This window comes from Streptomyces sp. NPDC005438, assembly GCF_040606315.1.
Lineage (GTDB): Bacteria > Actinomycetota > Actinomycetes > Streptomycetales > Streptomycetaceae > Streptomyces.
Window position 1 is genome coordinate 202152 of record NZ_JBEXEP010000007.1, and the last position, 21413, is coordinate 223564.

Annotated in this window: 15 protein-coding genes; 12 read left to right on the top strand and 3 right to left on the bottom strand. The window is 72.5% G+C overall.

Annotated elements, in window-relative coordinates:
* Window positions 1–57: 57 nt before the first annotated feature.
* Window positions 58–1731 (bottom strand): MFS transporter, encoded by a 1674-nt coding sequence (locus ABZT14_RS16850; protein ID WP_356302728.1) that lies wholly within the window; start codon window positions 1729–1731, stop codon window positions 58–60.
* A gap of 617 nt (window positions 1732–2348) precedes the next feature.
* Here ABZT14_RS16850 and ABZT14_RS16855 point away from each other — a divergent pair.
* The 3 genes from ABZT14_RS16855 to mfd all read left to right on the top strand — a co-directional run bounded on the left by ABZT14_RS16855 (window position 2349) and on the right by mfd (window position 9616).
* Window positions 2349–3113, top strand: a complete 765-nt coding sequence (locus ABZT14_RS16855; protein ID WP_356302731.1) for an ABC transporter ATP-binding protein — start codon at window positions 2349–2351, stop codon at window positions 3111–3113.
* Entirely contained in the window at window positions 3110–5686 is a 2577-nt protein-coding gene (locus ABZT14_RS16860; protein WP_356302734.1) for an FtsX-like permease family protein, read from the top strand. Before ABZT14_RS16855 ends, ABZT14_RS16860 begins: the two co-directional genes overlap by 4 nt.
* A 318-nt stretch (window positions 5687–6004) precedes the next feature.
* Complete coding sequence (gene mfd / locus ABZT14_RS16865) at window positions 6005–9616, top strand: transcription-repair coupling factor (RefSeq protein WP_356302737.1); 3612 nt, start codon at window positions 6005–6007, stop codon at window positions 9614–9616.
* 42 nt (window positions 9617–9658) lie between these two features.
* Here the strand turns inward: mfd and ABZT14_RS16870 are convergent, their stop codons facing one another.
* Window positions 9659–10342, bottom strand: coding sequence for a hypothetical protein (locus ABZT14_RS16870; RefSeq protein ID WP_356302740.1), 684 nt, complete (start codon window positions 10340–10342; stop codon window positions 9659–9661).
* A 389-nt stretch (window positions 10343–10731) separates the two neighbouring features.
* Between ABZT14_RS16870 and ABZT14_RS16875 the strand changes: the two genes are divergently transcribed.
* The 3 genes from ABZT14_RS16875 (at window position 10732) to ABZT14_RS16885 (ending at window position 13618) form a co-directional block, all read left to right on the top strand.
* Window positions 10732–11397, top strand: coding sequence for a SurA N-terminal domain-containing protein (locus ABZT14_RS16875; RefSeq protein ID WP_356302743.1), 666 nt, complete (start codon window positions 10732–10734; stop codon window positions 11395–11397).
* Window positions 11398–11705: 308 nt separating this feature from the next.
* The gene (locus ABZT14_RS16880; protein WP_356302746.1) at window positions 11706–12713 is read left to right on the top strand and encodes a nucleoside triphosphate pyrophosphohydrolase; all 1008 of its coding nucleotides are present in this window, start codon (window positions 11706–11708) and stop codon (window positions 12711–12713) included.
* A gap of 548 nt (window positions 12714–13261) precedes the next feature.
* Entirely contained in the window at window positions 13262–13618 is a 357-nt protein-coding gene (locus tag ABZT14_RS16885; protein WP_356302749.1) for a DUF6479 family protein, read from the top strand.
* Window positions 13619–13762: 144 nt separating this feature from the next.
* Here the strand turns inward: ABZT14_RS16885 and ABZT14_RS16890 are convergent, their stop codons facing one another.
* Entirely contained in the window at window positions 13763–14827 is a 1065-nt protein-coding gene (locus ABZT14_RS16890; protein WP_356302752.1) for a sigma-70 family RNA polymerase sigma factor, read from the bottom strand.
* A 202-nt stretch (window positions 14828–15029) separates the two neighbouring features.
* Between ABZT14_RS16890 and ABZT14_RS16895 the strand changes: the two genes are divergently transcribed.
* From ABZT14_RS16895 to ABZT14_RS16920, 6 genes are all read left to right on the top strand, one after another.
* On the top strand, window positions 15030–15785 hold the full coding sequence (locus ABZT14_RS16895; protein WP_356302755.1) for a lysoplasmalogenase: 756 nt from the start codon (window positions 15030–15032) through the stop codon (window positions 15783–15785).
* Window positions 15786–16129: 344 nt separating this feature from the next.
* Window positions 16130–17431 (top strand): cytochrome P450, encoded by a 1302-nt coding sequence (locus ABZT14_RS16900; protein WP_356302758.1) that lies wholly within the window; start codon window positions 16130–16132, stop codon window positions 17429–17431.
* Between the two features lie 130 nt (window positions 17432–17561).
* Window positions 17562–18575 carry a transglycosylase family protein gene (locus tag ABZT14_RS16905; protein WP_356302761.1) on the top strand — a complete coding sequence of 338 codons (1014 nt, stop codon included), beginning with the start codon at window positions 17562–17564 and terminating at the stop codon, window positions 18573–18575.
* Window positions 18576–18783: 208 nt separating this feature from the next.
* Window positions 18784–19131, top strand: coding sequence for a transglycosylase family protein (locus ABZT14_RS16910; protein ID WP_356302764.1), 348 nt, complete (start codon window positions 18784–18786; stop codon window positions 19129–19131).
* 201 nt (window positions 19132–19332) lie between these two features.
* Complete coding sequence (gene eno / locus ABZT14_RS16915; RefSeq protein WP_356302767.1) at window positions 19333–20613, top strand: phosphopyruvate hydratase; 1281 nt, start codon at window positions 19333–19335, stop codon at window positions 20611–20613.
* 235 nt (window positions 20614–20848) lie between these two features.
* Window positions 20849–21352 (top strand): septum formation initiator family protein, encoded by a 504-nt coding sequence (locus tag ABZT14_RS16920; RefSeq protein WP_356302770.1) that lies wholly within the window; start codon window positions 20849–20851, stop codon window positions 21350–21352.
* The last annotated feature ends 61 nt before the right edge of the window (window positions 21353–21413 follow it).

Sequence of the window (21413 nt, forward strand, 5' to 3'; positions counted from 1 at the left end):
GGTCGGCGGTCCACGGTCGGTGGGGCGGGGTTCGTCAGTGAGGGCGGCCGGTACGGTTCAGCGGTCGGTGTGCCCGTCACGGTCGGACGTCGCCCGGTGCGAGGGGTGGGCGCCCTCCGTAGCCTCAGCGCCCTCAGCGTCCCCCGTAGCCGGCGGGGCTTGCGGGGTCTTCGGGGTCACCCGGCCCTCCGGTTGGGGTGGGGCTGGCTGGTCGCCGGGGGCTGGATCCTCCTGTCGTACCGGGAAGACGCGCGGCGCCAGCAGCAAGGCCAGCAGGGCGAGGGCGGCGGCCAGCGCGGCGGCCAGGTAGACGTGACTGACCGCCTGCGCCATCGCGTTCCGTAGGAACTCCCCGGCCTCACCGCCGAGTTGGTGGTGGTCCAGGGCCTGGGAGGCCTCGTCCAGCCGGCGGGGCGCGTCCGGGGGAGCGTCGGCCAGCTCCCGGGAGAGGGTGGCGTTGGCGATCGCGCCCAGCCCGGCGGCGCCCACACACTGTCCGATCTGCCGGTGGAAGAGGATCGAGGCGGTGGCCGTACCCCGTTCCCGCCAGGGCACCGAGGACTGCACGCCGATGATCAACGGCAGCTGGAAGATCCCCAGCGAGGCCCCCAACAGCAGGGAGAGCAGGGCCGGTTGCCAGGCGGAGCCCTCCTCGTGGGGGAGCAGGGGGAAGGCCAGCAGGGTCAGCAGCGCGCCCGTCATACCGATCATGGCGGACTGCCGGAAGCCCACCCGACGGTAGACGTGCTGGCTCAGCGCGGCGGAGACCGGCCAGCTGAGGGTCATCACCGACAGCACGAAGCCGGCGGCCACCGGCCCCAGCCCCAGTACGGTCTGGGCGTAGGTCGGCAGGAACACCGTGGGCGCCACCATCAGCAGCCCCATCGCCCCCAGCGACAGGTTGACCGAGGCGATCAGACGCCGCCGCCACACCCAGCCCGGGATGATCGGCTCCGTGGCCCGGCGTTCCACGACCACCACCAACATCCCCGCCACCAGCGCGCCGCCCAGCAGCCCCAGCGAGGGAGCCGACAGCCAGGGCCAGGCCACCCCGCCCCGCACCAGGGCGGTCAACAGCAGCCCCCCGCAGACGAAGACGGCCAGCGCGCCCGGCCAGTCCACCGAGGCCCGTCGGGCCGGGCGCCGGGGTTCGCGGAAGTTCCGCCACAGCAGCCACAGGGCCAGCCCCCCGACCGGCAGGTTGATCAGGAAGATCCACCGCCAGTCCACGAAGGCCACCAGCAGCCCGCCCAGGCCGGGTCCGGCGACCGCCGAGCAGGCCCACACCGAGGACAGCGCGGCCTGCACCTTCGGCCGCTCCGGCAGCGGGTACAGGTCGGCGGCGACGGTCTGCACGGTGCCCTGGATCGCCCCGCCGCCCAGTCCCTGCACCACCCGGAAGGCGATCAGGCTGGCCATGTTCCAGGCGCCGGCGCACAGCAGCGAGCCCAGCAGGAACAGCCCGACCCCGCCCAGGAGTACGGGTTTGCGTCCGAAGGTGTCGCAGAACCGCCCGTACACCGGCAGGGTCACCGTGACGGCCAGCAGGTAGCCGGAGAACAGCCAGGAGAAGGTGGACAGTCCGCCCAGGTCGCCGATGATCTGGGGGACGGCGGTGGCGACGATGGTGGTGTCCAGGGCGGCCAGCGCCATGCACAGCATCAGCGAGACCACCACCGGGCGCCGGCCCGAATGGGGCGACCCGCCCCCTCCGGGAGTCTCGCTCTCCACGTGCCGTGCCTCCCCGCGCCTCCTCGCGCCCGTTCTCGGACGGCCGTTCGCGACCGTTCCGGTACGCGTCCCCTGTACGTGGTGGTTTCCGTGCCCGGTACAACTCGTTGCCCCGGACACCTTACTCACCGGACGCCGTGCCCGACCCCGTCGGTGTTCGCGCCAGGAACGGTCCCGGCACACCGGGGTCGACCCCTGAGGGACCCCGAGGCGCGACCCGTCACCAGGCGGGGGTTTCCCCCGGGGTGGAGCACGGGTTTCCCCGGGGTGAGGCCTCGATCCGGCTCCGTGTGACCAGGGGGGTCCCTGGTTTGGGGCGCCGACGGGGGGAGAGACGCGGGGTGGGCGTCCCCCTTTGCGCCGAGGACGGTTTCCTCCTGACGCAGGAGGGAACGCAAACGTCCCGCCGCTTAGGGTGTGGTGACCCGCGCCACCCTGGGGGTGGGGGCAGCCCCCGTCACGTCGGACGGGAAACCCCATCGCGGGCACGGCACCCGTGGGGCAGGATCGCCCACACCCCACGACCGCGACACCCATCACGTTCGCGTCCCGCGCCGTCGCGGGCGGTCACACACCTACCGAGGAGACACGTTGTGAGTACAGCTGTTGCTAATCCCATGACCGGGGGCAGTGGAGGGCAGACAGCTGTCGCCGCGGCCGGCCGGCAGATCGTCAAGTCCTACGGCTCCGGCGAGACCGAGGTCCTGGCCCTCGACAAGGTCGACGTGGACATAGCCCGTGGCGCCTTCACCGCCATCATGGGCCCCTCCGGTTCCGGCAAGTCCACGCTGATGCACTGCCTGGCCGGACTGGACACCGTCACCTCCGGCCAGATCTGGATCAGTGACCAGGAGATCACCGGGCTCAAGGACAAGAAGCTCACCCAGCTGCGGCGCGACCACATCGGCTTCATCTTCCAGGCGTTCAACCTGCTGCCCACCCTCAACGCCCTGGAGAACATCACCCTGCCGATGGACATCGCCGGTCGGAAGCCCGACCGCGAGTGGCTGGACCGGGTGGTGCAGACCGTCGGTCTGGGCGACCGCCTCAAGCACCGCCCCAACCAGCTGTCCGGCGGCCAGCAGCAGCGCGTCGCCGTGGCACGGGCGTTGGCCGCCCGGCCCGACATCATCTTCGGTGACGAGCCCACCGGAAACCTCGACTCCCGCTCCGGCTCGGAGGTGTTGGGCTTCCTGCGGCGCTCGGTGCAGGAACTGGGGCAGACCATCGTGATGGTCACCCACGACCCGGTCGCCGCCTCGTACGCCGACCGCGTCCTCTACCTCGCCGACGGCCGCATCGTGGACGAGATGTACCAGCCCACCCCGGAACGCGTACTGGACCGCATGAAGAACTTCGACACCTCCGGGAGGGTGTCGTGACGGTCCTCAAGACCTCGCTGCGCAACTTCCTGGCCCACAAGGGCCGGATGGTGCTCAGCGCGATCGCGGTGATGTTGTCGGTGGCCTTCGTCTGCGGGACGCTGGTGTTCACCGACACCACCAACTCCACCTTCGACAAGCTGTTCGCCGCCACCGCCTCGGACGTCACGGTCTCGCCCAAGGACGCGCCGGACATGGACGAGCAGCAGCAGACCAAGACCACCCCCACCATCCCCAGCAGCCAGATCCCCAAGCTGGAGCGACTGGACGGGGTGAAGTCCGCCGAGGGCGACGTCACCAGCCAGTCCGTGACCCTCGCGGACCGCGAGAACAAGTCCATCGGCTCCGACCAGGGCGCTCCCACCATCGTCACCGACTGGGACCGCAACGAGCTGAAGTCGGTCAAGGTGACCTCCGGCCACGCCCCGCGCGGGGCGGGCGAGTTGCTGATCGACGCGGACACCGCCAAGCGGAAGAAGGTCAGGATCGGCGACCCGATCCGGGTCATCTCCAACGCGGGCGACTTCAAGGCGAAGGTCGTCGGACTGGCCACCTTCCAGGTCACCAACCCCGGGGCCACCATCGGCTACATGGACCGGGAGACGGTCCAGCGGAAGGTGCTGGGCGTACGGGACGGCTACACCACCATCGGCCTCACCGCCGCGTCGGGTGTCACCCACGACCAGCTGAAGAAGGAGGTCCTGGCCACCGGCGCCGACTTCAAGGCGCAGACCAAGAAGGAGAACACCGACTCCAACCGGGAACAGCTCGGCTCGTTCCTGGACATCATGAAGTACGCGATGCTCGGCTTCGCCGGGGTCGCCGTACTGGTCGGCATCTTCCTGATCGTCAACACCTTCTCCATGCTGGTCGCCCAGCGCACCCGCGAGATCGGGCTGATGCGCGCCATCGGCTCCAGCCGCCGACAGGTCAACCGGTCGGTGCTGCTGGAGGCCGTGGTGCTGGGCGTCGTCGGATCGGCCCTGGGCGTCCTGGGCGGTATCGGGGTGGCCGTGGCCCTGATGAAGCTGATGGGCGAGGCCGGCATGAACCTGGACACCAGCCAGCTGACGGTGAAGGCCAGCACCCCGATCGTGGGCATGGTCCTCGGGGTGGTCGTCACGGTGGTCGCCGCCTACCTGCCGGCGCGCAGGGCGGGCAAGATCTCCCCGATGGCCGCGCTGCGGGACGCCGGCAACCCCGGTGACAGCAGGGCCGGTCGGGTACGGGCCGTCATCGGCCTGGTGCTGACCGCGCTGGGCGGGGGCGCGCTGGTGCTGACCGCCCGCGCCGACGACTCCTCCCAGGGGGGCGGGCTGCTGGGGCTGGGCATCATGCTCACCCTGGTGGGCTTCATCGTGATCGCCCCGCTGCTGGCCGGCTTCGTGGTCCGCGCGCTGTCCTTCGTGATCCTGCGGGTCTTCGGCCCGGTGGGACGCCTGGCGGAACGTAACGCGCTGCGCAACCCCCGCCGTACCGGGGCCACCGGTTCGGCGCTGATGATCGGCCTGGCCCTGGTCGCCGGCCTGTCGGTGTTCGGGTCCTCGCTGGTCGCCTCGGCCAGCGACGAGCTGGACAAGTCGGTGGGCGCGGACTTCGTGATCCAGGGCGCCCGGGGCCAGATGATCAGCGAGAAGGTGGAGAAGCAGCTCCGGGCCGCCGACGGCCTGGACCACCTCTCCGACTTCCGGGAGCTGAGGGGCACCCGGCTGACCGCCCCCGGCGGTGAGCCGGAGACCATCAACCTGGTCGCCTCCCAGCGCACCTACGCCGAGGACCTGAGCGTTCCGGTGAAGGAGGGCAGGTTCGCCGACGCCTTCGAGCCGAACTCCCTGTCGGTCAGCGAGGCGTACGCCAAGAAGCACAAGGTCGGCAAGGGTGACCGCATCCAGGTCAGGTTCAAGGGGAGTGACCGCACCGCGAAGCTGACGGTGGCGGCGGTCACCTCCGCCGAGTCCTCGATCTCCGTCGGCACCATGTACGTCAGCGTGGACACCGCCCGCACCTATCTGGGCCAGGACAAGCTGCCAATGAACATGGCGCTGTACGGCACGGCCAAGGACGGCCAGGAGGACCAGACGTACAAGTCCCTCAAGGCCGAACTGGCCTCGGTGCCCACCGTGGAACTGCGCAACCAGGCGGACTACAAGAAGCTGATGGAGGACCAGGTCGGCCAGCTGCTCAACCTGGTGTACGGCCTGCTGGGCCTGGCCATCATCGTCGCCATCCTCGGTGTGGTGAACACCCTGGCCCTGTCGGTGGTGGAACGGACCCGGGAGATCGGGCTGATGCGCGCCATCGGCGTCTCCCGACGCCAGCTGCGGCGGATGATCCGCCTGGAGTCGGTGGCCATCGCCCTGTTCGGCGCCCTGCTGGGCCTGGGCCTGGGACTGGTCTGGGGCGTCACCGGTCAACGGGTGCTGGCCCTGGAGGGGTTGAAGGTGCTGGAGATCCCCTGGTCCACCATCGCGGTGGTGTTCCTCGGCTCGGCCGTGGTCGGCCTGGTGGCCGCCCTGGCACCGGCGTTCCGCGCCTCGCGGATGAACGTGCTGAACGCCATCGCCACCGAGTAGCCGCCCCCACCGGGCACCCCGTCGGGGGCCGTCCGGGAAGCCGTCCCGTGGCCCGGGCGCACAGCGACTGTGCGCCCGGGCCACGGACGTACCCGGGCCCTCACCGGGGGCGGCGTACGAACCGGTGACCGAAGGGTGACCGTCGCCGGGCCGGCGTAGGCTGGGGGACCCCGGTCGCATCCGCGTACCGGCCCCTCGGGCTGCCCGCCGCACCGTTCGCCCACCGGACACGCGGGAACCCGAGGCCAGCGGCCCGGGCGCCCGTGTGTGTCCGGCCGGCCCGGGAAGTCAACCCAGCACACTGGACGGAACCGACTGATGTCTCTCACCGGCCTGCTCTCCGCCGTCATGCGGGACCCCGCTCTGGACGAGGCCGTACGAGCCGCCGCGGACGGCAACCGGCACCACGTGGACCTGGTGGGCCCGCCCGCCGCGCGCCCCCTGGCGGTGGCCGCGCTCGCCCAGCGGGCCGGCCGGCCCGTACTGGCGGTGACCGCGACCGGCCGGGAGGCCGAGGAGCTGGCCGAGGCCCTCCGGTCGCTGCTGCCCGAGGGTGTCGGCCCGGACCGGGGCGTGGTGGAGTTCCCCTCCTGGGAGACGCTGCCCCACGAGCGGCTCTCCCCCCGGTCGGACACCGTGGGCCAGCGGCTGGCCGTGCTGCGCCGGCTGGCCCACCCCGCGCAGGACGACCCGACCGCCGGCCCGGTGTCGGTGGTGGTGGCCCCGGTACGTTCGGTGCTGCAACCGCAGGTGAAGGGGCTGGGCGACCTGGAGCCGGTGGCGCTGCGCCAGGGGCAGAGCGCCGACCTGGCGGAGGTCGTGGACGCGCTGGCCGCCGCCGCGTACACCCGGGTCGAACTGGTCGAGAAGCGGGGGGAGTTCGCGGTACGCGGCGGCATCCTGGACGTCTTCCCGCCCACCGAGGAGCACCCGCTGCGGCTGGAGTTCTGGGGCGACGAGGTCGAGGAGGTCCGCTACTTCAAGGTCGCCGACCAGCGGTCCCTGGAGGTCGCCGAGCACGGACTGTGGGCACCGCCGTGCCGGGAACTGCTGCTGACCGACCAGGTACGCGAGCGGGCCGCCGCCCTGATGGCCGAGCACCCCGAACTGGGCGAGCTGCTGGGCAAGATCGCCGAGGGCATCGCGGTCGAGGGCATGGAGTCGCTGGCCCCGGCGCTGGTGGACGACATGGAACTGCTGCTGGACGTGCTGCCGGCCGGCAGCATGGCCGTGGTCTGCGACCCGGAGCGGGTACGCACCCGGGCGGCCGACCTGGTGGCCACCTCCCGCGAGTTCCTCCAGGCGTCCTGGGCGGCCACCGCCATGGGCGAGGGCGACGCGGACGCGGCCAAGGCGCCGATCGACCTGGAGGCCGCCTCGCTGTGGGGCATGGCCGACATCCGGGAGCGGGCCCGGGAGTTGGGGATGCTGTGGTGGTCCCTCAGCCCCTTCGCGGCGGCACCCGCCGAGGAGGACACCCCCGACGGCGGGGCGCCCCGGGTGGGGGAGGAGCCGGGCGAGGACGTGCTGCGGCTGCGGATGCGGGCCCCGGAGAGCTACCGGGGCGACACCGCCCGGGCCCTGGCGGACACCAAGGGCTGGCTGTCCGAGGGCTGGAGCTGCGTGTACCTCACCGAGGCGCACGGCACCGCCCAACGCACCGTGGAGGTGCTGGGCGGTGAGGGCGTACCGGCGCGGCTGGAGAGGGACCTGGGGGAGCTGAGCCCCTCGGTGGTGCTGGTCGCCTGCGGATCCCTGGAGCACGGGTTCATCGACCCCGAGGGTCGGCTGGCGGTGCTGACCGAGACCGACCTGTCCGGGCAGAAGGCCGCCGGCCGGGAGGCGGCGCGGATGCCGGCCCGGCGCCGCAAGACCATCGACCCGCTGACCCTGCACCCGGGCGACTACATCGTCCACGAGCAGCACGGCGTGGGCCGCTACGTCGAGATGGTGCAGCGCACCGTGCAGGGCGCCACCCGCGAGTACCTGCTGGTGGAGTACGCCCCGGCCAAGCGGGGGCAGCCCGGCGACCGGCTGTTCGTGCCCACCGACCAGCTGGAGCAGGTCACCAAGTACGTGGGTGGCGAGGCGCCCTCGCTGCACCGGCTGGGCGGCGCGGACTGGACGAAGACCAAGGCCCGGGCGAAGAAGGCGGTCAAGGAGATCGCCGCCGACCTGATCAAGCTGTACTCGGCGCGGATGGCCGCGCCCGGACACCCCTTCGGCCCGGACACCCCCTGGCAGCGGGAGCTGGAGGACGCCTTCGCCTACGTCGAGACGCCGGACCAGATGACCACCATCGAGGAGGTCAAGGCGGACATGGAGAAGTCCGTCCCGATGGACCGGCTGATCTGCGGCGACGTGGGCTACGGCAAGACCGAGATCGCGGTGCGGGCCGCGTTCAAGGCGGTGCAGGACGGCAAGCAGGTGGCCGTACTGGTGCCCACCACCCTGCTGGTGCAGCAGCACTACGGCACCTTCACCGAGCGGTACGGGCAGTTCCCGGTACGGGTGCGCTCGCTGTCCCGCTTCCAGTCCGAGTCCGACTCCAAGGCGACCCTGGAGGGGCTGCGGGACGGTTCGGTGGACGTGGTCATCGGCACCCACCGGCTGTTCTCCTCGGAGACCCGGTTCAGGGAACTGGGCCTGGTGATCGTGGACGAGGAGCAGCGGTTCGGGGTGGAGCACAAGGAGCAGCTGAAGAAGCTGCGGGCCAACGTGGACGTGCTGACCATGTCCGCCACCCCCATCCCCCGCACCCTGGAGATGGCAGTCACCGGCATCCGGGAGATGTCCACCATCACCACCCCGCCCGAGGAGCGGCACCCGGTGCTGACCTTCGTCGGCCCCTACGAGGAGCGTCAGATCGGGGCGGCGATCCGGCGTGAACTGCTGCGCGAGGGCCAGGTGTTCTACATCCACAACCGGGTGGAGTCCATCGACCGGGCCGCCGCCCGGCTGCGGCAGATCGTGCCGGAGGCCCGTATCGCCACCGCGCACGGGCAGATGTCCGAGGCCGCCCTGGAGCGGGTGGTGGTGGACTTCTGGGAGAAGCGGTTCGACGTGCTGGTGGCCACCACCATCGTGGAGTCGGGCATCGACATCCCCAACGCCAACACCCTGATCGTGGAGCGTGGCGACAACTTCGGCCTGTCCCAGCTGCACCAGCTGCGCGGCCGGGTGGGCCGCAGTCGCGAGCGCGGCTACGCCTACTTCCTGTACCCGCCGGAGAAGCCGCTGACCGAGACCGCACACGAGCGGCTGGCGACCATCGCCCAGCACACCGAGATGGGCGCCGGCATGTACGTGGCGATGAAGGACCTGGAGATCCGGGGCGCCGGCAACCTGCTGGGCGGCGAACAGTCCGGCCACATCGCCGGCGTCGGCTTCGACCTGTACGTACGGATGGTGGGCGAGGCGGTCGCCGACTACCGCTCCGCCCTGGAGAACGGCGAGGAGGTGGAGGAACCGCCGCTGGAGGTGAAGATCGAACTGCCGGTGGACGCCCACGTCCCGCACGACTACGCGCCCGGCGAGCGGCTGCGGCTCCAGGCCTACCGCGCCATCGCCTCCGCCAACAGCGAGGAGGACATCAAGGCGGTACGGGAGGAGCTGGCCGACCGCTACGGCCCGTTGCCGGAACCGGTGGAGAACCTGCTGCTGGTCGCCGGACTGCGGATGCTGGCCCGCTCCTGCCAGGTCACCGACATCACCCTCCAGGGCTCCAACGTCCGCTTCGGACCGGTGGAGTTGCGCGAGTCGCAGGAACTGCGCCTGAGGCGGCTGTACCCGCGCTCGGTGGTGAAGGCGGCCACCCGGCAGGTGCTGGTGCCCCGCCCCACCACCGGCAGGATCGGCGGCAAGCCGGTGGTGGGACGGGAACTGCTGGCCTGGGTGGGGGAGTTCCTCACCTCGATCCCCGGGGCCTGAGCCGTACGGACAGGGGGGCGCGTACGGCCGTCGGCCCCGGACCTACGGGCCGCCCGGGTCCGGGTGGGGGCCGACGGCCCCGACGGAGTAGCGCCGGACCATCTCCCGTACCCGCTCCAGGAACTCGGTGAGGTCCTCGGCCACCGGTTCCGGCTCGAAACCGTGCTGCCGGGACGCGGTGGTCGACCGGTACACCCGGCCGTCGGGGGCGAGGGCGAACAGGATGCCGCCCCCGTCGTTGCCGAACACCACGGCCAGTTGGCGCTCACCGGTCCGCACCGCGCCGTGGGTGGACAGCTGCTGGAGCACCTGCGCGGCCGGCAGTACGAAGTAGCCGTTCCACACGTCCGGCAGGCTGACCTCGCTGATGGCCTCGTAGAAGGTGATCAGGTCCGGCGCGACCAGGGGGTGCCGGGCCAACTGCCGGATGATGACCGGCTCGGCCGGGCTGCGCGGCAGAGGCAGCGCCTCCTCCCCGTCCTCGAACTCGCCGGGCTGGCTGAACTGGCAGCCGGGCGCCGGCAGGGACGCGTGATGCTGAGGGGCCTCCGGTGCCAGGGTGGCGAGGATCTCGCGGCGCCACTGGCACAGCCATCCCCGGTCGAGTTTCCGGGGGGTCGGGGAAGGAGCGGGCGGGGGTAACTCCCCGCCCTCACACGTGACCTCCCCCGCCGCGTCGGTGCGCGCCTGGCCTATGGATGACCCGTCCATAGTGGGGCTGTTCATTCTCAGATGACCCTCTTGACGTTGTTCGTCGACAGTGTCCTCGGCACCGGGGCGGCCCGTCTCGTACCGGCCTGGCGTCCCTGGTGCCTGTCTGTGGGGGGTTGACGATCCTGCCACCTACTGGCGGGGAAGTGGGCATCGGTACGCTCGGATTCACGAATCGGGCCCGCCGGGCGGCGCGGGGGACCAACTCCCCGTTCCGCACGGCTGGTTGCCGCCCCGGGCGGGCGTCGCCCTCCGGGCGCATCGCCCCGGACCCCGAATCGTTGGGCCCCCCGGTGGTCACGGCCACCGCGAGTCCCTAACATCGATCACCGCCAGGTCCGTGCGAGGACGCACGACCCTTCCGCCGCCGGGAGGCCCCACTTATGCATCGCCCAAGGTCCGTGTTGCCCGCCAGGTCGACACTGCCCGCCAGGTCGGTACTGCCCCTCAGTGCCGCCACCGCCCTGCTGCTCGCCGCACCGCTGCTCACCGGCTGCGGCAACGACAGCCACACCGGTGCCGCGGCCGTCTGGGACTCGCAACGCATCAGCATGGACACCCTGGAGTCGAGGGTCACCGAGGTGCGCAACGCCCAACGGTCCTCCCCCCAGAGCGAGTCGCTGATGAAGGACAGCGGCCAGCTGGGTCGCGGCACCCTCTACGGACTGCTGCACGCCCGGGTGGTCGAGCGGGCCGCCAAGGACAACGGGGTGACCGCCTCCCGCCGCGACGTGCAGAGCGCCCGCGCCATGTACGAGCAGGGCGAGGGAGGCCCCAAGGCCTTCCGCGCCATGCTGCTCCAGCAGGGCATCGCCCCCGCCCGTATCGACGACGCGGTACGCACCCGGGTGCTCCAGAACAAGCTGGCCGCCAAGTGGAAGATCAAGGCGCAGGACCAGCAGGGCATGGAGAAGCTGAACCAGCGGCTCGCCCGGGTCTCCGCCAAGATGAAGATCAACGTCAACCCCCGGTACGGCAGGTGGGACAGCAAGCAGCTGGCGCTGGGCGCCAGCAAGGAGCCGTGGGTGAAGGACGTCAGCACCTCGCGGCAGCCCCAGGGCCAGGCCTAGGGGTGTCGTTCGGGTCCTGGGAGATCCGTGAGCGCGTTCTGGTGCGGTGGGCCGAGGGGCACAGCAAGGCGGAGGAGTCGATGCGGCGCGTCGGCGCCCCCGACCGCCACCGCGTCAACGCGGCGAGGTGCGGCGCGTTCGGTGCCACCGGACGCGAGCCTCGCCGTGATCCAGACGACGCGCCCCAGCCCTCGGACGGGCCCCAACACCCCCGCCCGGGACGGGAGTCGGCCGTCCGCCGGCCCCACCCGTCCCGGGCTCGTACGGTGGACGACCGGCCCTGGTGGGGCGTGCGTTAGGTTCGGCGGGTGACCGCTTCCCTGACCCCTCCCGCCGGCCGTGTCGTCCTGCTCACCACCAGTCACCGGGTGGCCCCCGGGCTGCTGTCCTGGCCCGCCTGGCAGCTGCTGCGGGAGGCGGACCGGGTGCTGTGCGGGGACGAGGACCACCCCCTGCTGCCCTTCCTCGCCGAGGCCGGCGTCGTGGTGGAGCACGCCCGCCCCACCGCCCGGGAGCTGGTGGAGGACTGTGCCGGTGGCCGGAACGTGGTGGTCGTCGCCGGGGTCGAGGGCGAACCCCGGCTGACCGACGGACTGGCCCGGCTGGCCGGTTCGGGCCGGGAGGAGTTGCCGGAGCTGGAGCTGTTGCCCGGCTCCTGGGATCTGCCCGGCGCCCGGCTGCTGGACGTGGTGCAGGTGATGGACCAGATCCGGGCGGAGTGCCCGTGGAGCGGTGCCCGTACCCATCAGGAGCTGGTCCGGTACGGCCTGGAGGAGACCTACGAACTGGTCGAGGCCATCGAGGAGGGGGACCGGGAGGCGCTGCGCGAGGAGTTGGGCGACGTGCTGTTGCAGGTGGTGTTCCACTCCCGCATCGCCCAGGACGACCCCGACGAGCCGTTCTCGGTCGACGACGTGGCGGGCGTACTGGTGGACAAGCTGATCCGCCGCCACCCGCACGTGTTCGGTGAGGAGAGCGCCGGCACCCCCGAGGAGGTGCGGGCCCACTGGCTGCGGGTCAAGGCGGAGGAGAAGCGCCGGGAGTCGGTGACCGAAGGGGTACCGCTGGGGCAGCCGGCCCTGTCGCTGGCGGCCAAGCTGGCCTCCCGAGCACGTACCGCCGACCTCGGAGCGCCAGTACCTCCGCCCGACACCGATCGCGTCGGGGACCCCACGGAGCGGGTCGGCTGGGAGTTGCTGGAGCTGGCCGCCCGGGCCGAGGCCGACGGCGTCGACCCCGAGGTCGCCCTGCGAGCCGCCGCCCGCACCTACCGGGACGCCATCAGGGCCGAGGAGGAGCGGGCCGCCCAGCGGTGACCCCTGGGCGGTGCGCCAGCCCGCCGCCACGAGGTGTGGGTTCCGGTGGCTGTGAGGCTCGGGGCCGCGTGCGGGTGGGTGGGGTCCGTGCCTGGTTCGTCCGGTGGGGCCGGGGTGCTCCAGGGGTCCCGTCCGAGGAGTTCGTACGGCCGGGGTGTGGTGCTGGGTGGCGGGTCGGCTGTTCGGTACGCGTGGTCACGCCGGCTTCTCGGGGAGCCGTCGGGGACGGGGTGGCCGTCCCTCCGAGGGGCACGTGGTCGATGACCCCGGCGGGTGGCCGGCCCCCCTCGGGTACGGGGGCCGCACGGCCCCGCCGCTCCCGTTCGGTGCCCGGCAGGGGTGACTTCTGTCCCGGTCGGTGCCCCCCTGCGAGGGGCGCGGCGCAGTGCCCCGCCGAGTCCGCTGGTCCTCCGGGCGGGGCCAGCCCTCTCCGCCCAGAGGGGCGCGAGGTCGTGGGGGAGGGGCACCCCGCTCCCTCGTGGGGGCCGGCCGGTGACCCGTGCGGGTGGGAGGGGGTTAACGGAGCTGATCCGGGCAACCCGGGGGGCATGGACACCACCGAGGTCGTACCCCTTGCCGCCAGCCGTGGCCTGCTGGGGGTGGGCCCCCTGCTGCTGGGGCTGGTCATCGTGGCCGTGCTGATCGGCGCGGTCGCCTACGGCAGTCGCGCCCGCAGAAAGGGGCGGGACCACCCCACCGAGCCCGGCCCGGACCGCCCCGAGGAGACGGACGGTTTCGAGATGGGGCGCCGGGAGGCCGACGAACTCCCCCGGGACGGCCGCCGCCGACTGCCCCACGAGATCGACGGCACCCGTGGCACCCGCGCCTCCGAGGACAGCGAACCCCCGGTCTGGGACGAGGGCAGCAGCGGCTCCTTCGGCAGCGGGGGCCCCGGCCACCACTGACCGCTCCCGACAGCCGACTTACGGCGGATCACAGCGACTCACGGCGACTCACAGCGACTTACGGCGCCCCGCCCCGAGCCGGTACGAACCCGCGTACCGGCAGGCGGTGACACCGCGCCCCGCGCGCTCCCGGCCCGTGTCCGCTCAGTCCGCCCCGTGCGTACCCGGGGTGGGGCCGACCGGCTCCGAGGTCTCGTCGTCCAGCCGCAGGGGCAGCCCGAACAGGGGGAAGAGCCGGGCGGTGTCCAGGAAGCTGTTGATGCCACTGATCCGGTCCCCCCGGACCTCGATCACCTGGAGCGCCCAGGCCGCGTGACCCCCCTCCGGGTCGGGGCGGTACTGCCCGAAGCCCCGCATCCCGTTGGCCTCCACCGGGACCAGCCGGGAACCCTGGCAGCCGTGACCCTTGCCCAGCATCCACGCGCTGATCTCCGTCGGGCCCACCAGCCACAGGGGAAACGGAGGCATCGACAGGGTGGCGTCCTCGTGGAGCAGCGAGGTCAGCGACTCCATGTCGTACGACTCGAAGGCGGCGAGATACCGCCCCAGCAGGGCGTGGTGCTCCTCGTCCAGCGGCTCCCCGCCCTCCCGTTCGGCGATCTCGCCGGAGGCCAGGGTGGCCCGGGCCCGCTGGAGGGCGCTGTTGACCGAGGCGACCGAGGTGTCCAGCAGTTCGGCGACCTCGGCCGCCCGCCAGCCCAGCACCTCCCGCAGGATCAGCACCACCCGCTGCTTGGGCGCCAGGTGCTGGAGCGCGGCGACGAAGGCCAGGCGTACGGTCTCCCGGGCCACCGCCACCTCGGCGGGGTCGGACTCGGCCGGCACGGTGCGGCTGTCGGGCATCGGCTCGACCCAGGTCGCCTCCGGCAGCGGCGCGCCCAGCGGACTGCTGGCCGGCACCGGGGAGGACAGGTCCATGGGGCGGGCCCGCCGCTGCACCCCGCCCAGCATGTCCAGGCAGACGTTGGTCGCGATGCGGTAGAGCCAGGAGCGCAGCGAGGAGCGGCCCTCGAAACGGTCGTGGGCCCGCCAGGCGCGCACCAGGGTCTCCTGCACCGCGTCCTCGGCCTCGGCCGAGCCCATCATGCGGTAGCAGTAGCCGGTCAACTCCACCCGGTACCGCTCCAGTTGGTCGGCCACGTCCGCTTCCAGAACCGGCGTGGACCCTCCGCCGGCCGGGGCTTCGCCGCCCCGGGTGAGCTCACTCATCTTGCCCCCAGTCATCGACCGTGCCGCCCGCGCTGACCGCGGTCGTGAGCCGAGCTGATCGTGGGAACCCCCCTTGGGTTCCGTTCGCTTTCTCCATACTCCGGCAGGGCACTGACAATCGCAGCCAGAGCGGACGGGCGGCCGGTGGTAAGGCGTCCGACCAGGCGTTGACCCGGGTGCCGGCCCGCCGCAGACTTCCAGGATGTCTCCCGCCTCCCGCACCACCCGCACCTCCCGGCTCGCCAGCGCCGTCGACGTCCTCCGTTACCGGGGTGGCCGGCTCGCCCGGCGGCTGTCCGAACCGGACGGCCACGGCCGGGACGCCCTCGTCGCCTTCGGCGCGCTGTCCGTCGTCGACCTGCTGGCCACCGCCGGCACCCCCACGGTGGTGCGGCGGGCGGCCAAGCCGTTGCTGGCACCGGCCCTCGCGGCCCATGTGCTGCGCCGCCGCCGGGACCGGGACGAGCCGGTACCGGTCGCCCTGGTGGCCGGGCTGGGCTGCTCGGCCGTGGGGGACACCGCGCTGCTGTGGCAACGGCACCAGTCGGCGTTCCTCCTGGGCATGGCCGCCTTCCTGGGAACCCAGGTCAGCTACACCGCGACCCACCTCCGGGGCGGTGCGGTGGCCGGGATACGGGCCCACCCCCGGCGGGCGCTGGGGTGCCTGGCGGTGTGGGCCGGCGCCAACGCGGTGATCCAGCCGGGCCTGGACCGTCGGCTGAGGCTGCCGGTGGCCGGCTACAGCCTGGCCCTGGCGGTGATGGGCGCCACCGCCCTGGGGGTGGGCGGCAAGGTGGCCGTCGGGGGAGCGGCCTTCGTCGGCTCGGACACCCTGATCGGACTCCAGGCGGCCGGGATCGAGTTCCCCAGCCAGGAGGTGCTGATCATGGCCGGTTACCTGCTGGGCCAGTACCTCATCGTCTCCGGCACCCTGGAGCGGCGCGACGCCGACGGGTGACCGGGCGGGACGCGGAACGGCCGTACGGGCCGCCACCGACCGGGACCGCAGTGAGGGGAGCGCCCCGGGTGGCCGTGGAGCGCGGTACGGGTACGGGGCGAGGGACCCGCCCCTCCCGGGTCACGGCGGCGAACCCCTCCGGTGGACGTCGGTGGGTTCCGGTAGGGCGTGTGGTGGGGGCAACCCGGTGAGGTTGACGGTGGTCTCGAAGCCGGCGAACAGCGGGATGAACGTCGTGTCGGCGGCTCGCCGCGCCGCCGCCACGCCCACCGGGGCCGGCCCCTGCCGGGATGGGCGCGACCCGGGGTGATCGGGGCGGCGCCGGGGACGGTTACGGTCGTCGGATGCCGCACTGCCCCGTCCCGCACGAGTCCGCCGACCCCCGTCCCGCCCTGTTCGACTGGGAGTTCGCCGCCGACCCGTACCCCGCGTACTCCTGGCTGCGACGGCACGACCCGGTGCACTGGACGCGGCTGCCCAGTGGGGTGGAGGCCTGGCTGGTGACCCGGTACGCCGACGCCCGGCAGGCGTTGGCCGACCAGCGGCTGAGCAAGAACCCGCAGCGACACAGCGAGGCCGCCCACGGCCGGGGGAAGGTGGGCATCCCGGGGGAGCGCAGCGCCAACCTGATGACCCACCTGCTGAACATCGACCCCCCGGACCACACCCGGCTGAGGCGGCTGGTGTCCAAGGCGTTCACGCCGCGTACGGTGGCCCGTTTCGAGCCCCGCGTACAGGAGTTGACGGACCGTCTGATCGACGGGTTCGCGGCCCGGGGCGAGGCCGACCTGATCCACGAACTGGCCTTCCCGCTGCCCATCTACGCCATCTGTGACCTGCTGGGTGTCCCCGCACAGGACCAGGACGACTTCCGCGAGTGGGCGGGGATGATGATCCGGCACGGCGGCGGCACCCGGGGCGGGGTGGGCCGGTCGGTGAAGAAGATGCGCGGCTACCTCGCGGAGCTGATCCACCGCAAGCGGCGGGAACCGGGCGAGGACCTGATCTCCGCGCTGATCCGGGCCTCCGACCACGGCGAGCACCTCACCGAGAACGAGGCCGCCGCCATGGCGTTCATCCTGCTGTTCGCCGGCTTCGAGACCACCGTCAACCTCATCGGCAACGGCACCCTCGCCCTGTTGCGGAACCCCGGGCAGCGACGGCTGTTCCAGGGCGCGGTCGACCAGCGTGACCCGGACCGACTGGCCCTGGCCGTCGAGGAGTTGCTGCGCTACGACGGGCCGGTGGAGCTGGCCACCTGGCGGTTCGCCACCGAGGAGCTGACCCTCGGGGGCCGTACCGTCGCCCCCGGGGACCCGGTGCTGGTCGTCCTGGCCTCGGCCGACCGTGACCCGGAGCGCTTCGACCGGCCGGACACCCTGGACCTGGAACGCCGGGAGAACCCCCACCTGGGGTACGGGCACGGCATCCACTACTGCCTGGGCGCCCCGCTGGCCCGGCTGGAGGGCCGTACCGCCCTGGGCTCCCTGTTCGGACGGCTGCCCGACCTGGAACTGGCGGTGCCGGACGGGGAACTGCGCTGGCGCGGAGGTCTGATCATGCGCGGACTGCGGGCCCTGCCCGTACGGTTCGCCCCCGAGCCCGCCCGACCCGACCCGAAACCGGCCCGCGCGCGGGAGAGCTGACCAGGCGTCAGCGAGGTGACCGGTACGTGATCCCCGCGACACTCGCTTGTGACGCGTGGCCTCCCGGTACTACGTTCGGGCCTCAAGTGCCCGTGCCCCCACCGCGGGTTGAGCTGTCTGTGTTCTGGACATGAGAGGCACCCACCTGATGCTTTCCGGTAAGGGCCGGCACCGCCGCCCGCGCCAGGCTCCCGCCCTGTTCGTCACCGCCGGGGTCACCGGTGCCGGACTCGCCCTGCCTCTGCTGGGCGCCTCCGGGGTCCAGGCCGCCGACGGCGCCACCTGGGACCGGGTCGCCGAGTGCGAGAGCGACGGGGTGTGGAGCGCCGACACCGGCAACGGCTTCTTCGGCGGCCTCCAACTCCCGCTGAGCACCTGGGAGTCGTACGGCGGCACCGAGTACGCCAAGCGCCCCGACCTCGCGAGCCGGTCCCAGCAGATCGCCGTCGCCGAGCGGGTGCTCGCCGCCAAGGGGGCCGAGGCCTGGCCGGCCTGCGGGGTGGACGGTGGACTGCCGCCGGCCTCCATGCTGGACGAACGGCCCGAGAAGCCCGAGCGGCCGGACGGCACCGACGACCCCTCCGACCCCGGCCAGGACGCGCCGGGGAAGGGGAACGCGTCCAAGTCCCCCGAGCCGGGCGACACTTCGACCGGCGACGAGTCCCCCGGAGACCGCACCGACCCGGACCCCTCCGCCAGCCCCGGGGGAGGGAAGAAGGACGACGGTGACCGGGGCGGCTCCCGTACCGACCGGTCCCGCCCCGACTCCGACGCCACCCCGAAGGCCGACCCCTCGGAGCGTGAACGGCCCCCGGACGGCGGCTCGGACGGTTCCGCCGAGGACTCGGGGAAGGGGAAGTCCCCGGACCGCGAGGGCGAGTTGGGTGACACCGCGCACGGTTACGACCCCGGCGGGCCCACCGGCCCCTGGGGCGGCGACGTCGGCGAACGCCCCTCCCGGGGCGACGGTGACCGGGACGGCCGCTACCGGGTCCAACCCGGGGACAACCTCTCCTCGATCGCCGAACACGAGGGGGTGCGCGGCGGCTGGCCGGCCCTGTACGAGGCCAACCACCGCCAGGTCGGCGAGGACCCCGACCTGATCCTGCCCGGGCAGTTGCTCCAGGTGGACGGGCGGGACTGACCGGGACACGGGCGAACCGCCGGGCCGCGCGCACTTTTTCCGGCACCCCGTGAAGTGGCCTCTGGCCTGCGGAGAAGTGGGGGTGGCGAGGGGGGTCGGTGGCGTTCCAATGGGTGACGTGGGTTGTTGAGCCGGACCGCATCCCTTTCTACGTTCTTCCCGATCCGTCGACCCGGCGGGTTCCACGATCGTGAAAGGCGGGCTCGCGATGTCCCTCACGTCTCGGTTCTCTGGTTCCTCCCTCCGGCGCCTGGTCAGTGGCGCCTCGTTGACCGGCGCGGTGGTCGCCGCGGTGGTCGTCCCCGGGGCGCTCGCCCCGGCCGCGCAGGCGGCCAACTGGGAGGCCATCGCCCAGTGTGAGTCCAGCGGCAACTGGCGCGCCAACACCGGCAACGGTCATTACGGAGGGTTGCAGTTCAAGCAGTCCAGTTGGGAGTGGGCCGGTGGTCTGCGGTACGCGCCCCGGGCCGACCTGGCGACCAAGAGCCAGCAGATCGCCGTGGCCGAGCGGCTGGCCCGCCTCCAAGGCATGAGTGCCTGGACCTGCGCCCGCTGACGGGTGCGCGCCCGGGCGCCCCGACCGGGGCGCCCGGGTTTTCTTCCGTAACGAAACAAAATTCTTGAGCGCCACCCCCGCCGCCTCACCTGCGAGAACGACGCGCGCGGCGGCTCCCCGGCTGAGCCGGCCACCGGGGAGGACCCCCCGGCCGGTTAGGCTCGGGGTTGCTGAAGCCAGCCACTCACAAAGGAGGCGCTCGTGCCGTCCATCGACGTCGTCGTAGCCCGGGAGATCCTCGACTCACGAGGTAACCCCACCGTCGAGGTCGAGGTGGGCCTCGACGACAGCAGTACCGGCCGTGCCGCTGTCCCCTCCGGCGCCTCCACCGGAGCCTTCGAGGCACTGGAACTGCGCGACGGCGACAAGGACCGCTACCTCGGCAAGGGCGTGGAGAAGGCCGTGCTCGCGGTGATCGAGCAGATCGGCCCCGAGCTGGTCGGCTACGACGCCACCGAACAGCGGCTGATCGACCAGGCGATGTTCGACCTGGACGCCACCCCCGACAAGTCCTCCCTGGGCGCCAACGCCATCCTGGGCGTCTCCCTCGCCGTGGCCCACGCCGCCGCCGAGTCCTCCGACCTGCCGCTGTTCCGCTACCTGGGCGGTCCCAACGCGCACCTGCTGCCGGTGCCGATGATGAACATCCTCAACGGCGGTTCCCACGCCGACTCCAACGTGGACGTCCAGGAGTTCATGATCGCCCCCATCGGGGCCGAGTCCTTCTCCGAGGCGCTGCGCTGGGGCGCGGAGGTCTACCACACGCTCAAGAAGGTCCTCAAGGAACGCGGACTGAGCACCGGCCTCGGCGACGAGGGCGGGTTCGCCCCCGACCTCGGCTCCAACCGCGAGGCGCTGGACCTGATCCTGGAGGCCGTCCAGCAGGCCGGTTACACCCCCGGTCAGGACATCGCCCTCGCCCTGGACGTGGCGGCCAGCGAGTTCCACAAGGACGGCTCCTACGCGTTCGAGGGGCAGAGCCGCAGCGCCGAGCAGATGACCTCGTACTACGCCGAGTTGGTGGAGGCGTACCCGCTGGTCTCCCTGGAGGACCCGCTGCACGAGGACGACTGGGACGGCTGGCAGACCCTCACCGCCCGGCTCGGCGACAAGGTGCAGATCGTGGGTGACGACCTGTTCGTCACCAACCCCGAGCGCCTCTCGCGCGGCATCGAGAACCGCAGCGCCAACGCCCTGCTGGTCAAGGTCAACCAGATCGGTTCGCTCACCGAGACCCTGGACGCGGTGGAGCTGGCCCAGCGCAACGGCTTCAAGTGCATGATGTCCCACCGCTCCGGCGAGACCGAGGACGTCACCATCGCCGACCTGGCGGTGGCCACCAACTGCGGCCAGATCAAGACCGGCGCCCCGGCCCGTTCCGAGCGCGTCGCCAAGTACAACCAGCTGCTGCGGATCGAGGAGATCCTCGACGACGCCGCCGTCTACGCCGGCCGGTCCGCCTTCCCCCGCTTCAAGGGCTAGGCCGGGCCGGCTGGACCTGGGCGGTCGGCGACTCCGATCACCCAGCCACCGCCACGGCGACCACCCGGCGAGGCGCGGCGGCGAGACACGCGGGCCTCGCGGTGATCCGCACCACGCGCCCTCGGGGCCGCGCCGTTCACGACGGTACGGCGCGACCCGTACCGCTCCCGTCGTCCTCGGCCACGGTCCCGTACCGTGGCCGAGGACGTGTGGCGGCAAGTGACGGGGAGGCGACGTGGAGCGGCAACGAGGCGAGCCGGGCGAGCGGTTCTCCACCGCCACCCGCCTGCGGGCCCTGGGCACCCAGGCCGCCGAACGCGTCTACCGCGCCCAGAGCCGACGGGTCCGCACCCCACGGCGCGGACGCCTGACCGGACGGGCCGCGATACTGGCCCTGGTGGTCTGCTCCCTGCTGGTCGCCCTGGCGTACCCGATCAGGCAGTACGTCTCCCAGCGCTCGGAGATCGCCGACCAGCGCCGGCAGGCGCAGGAGGCGCGCGAGGAGGTACGGCGGCTCCGCCAGGAGAAGGCCCGATGGAAGGACCCCGCCTACGTCGAGCAGCAGGCCCGGCTGCGGCTGCACTACGTGCGGCCCGGCGAGACCGGGTTCACCCTGAGGGACGGCCGCGCCACACCCCCGGCCCGCCAGGACGCCGCACGCAGCGACCGCGCCTGGTACCTCAACCTGTGGGACGGCCTGGACAACGCCGACCGCAACCGGGCCGCCGACCGCCGCTGAACCGGTGCCGGGCGGGCGCCGAACGGCACCGGCCCCCGATGGCCCCCGCCGAACGCCGTAC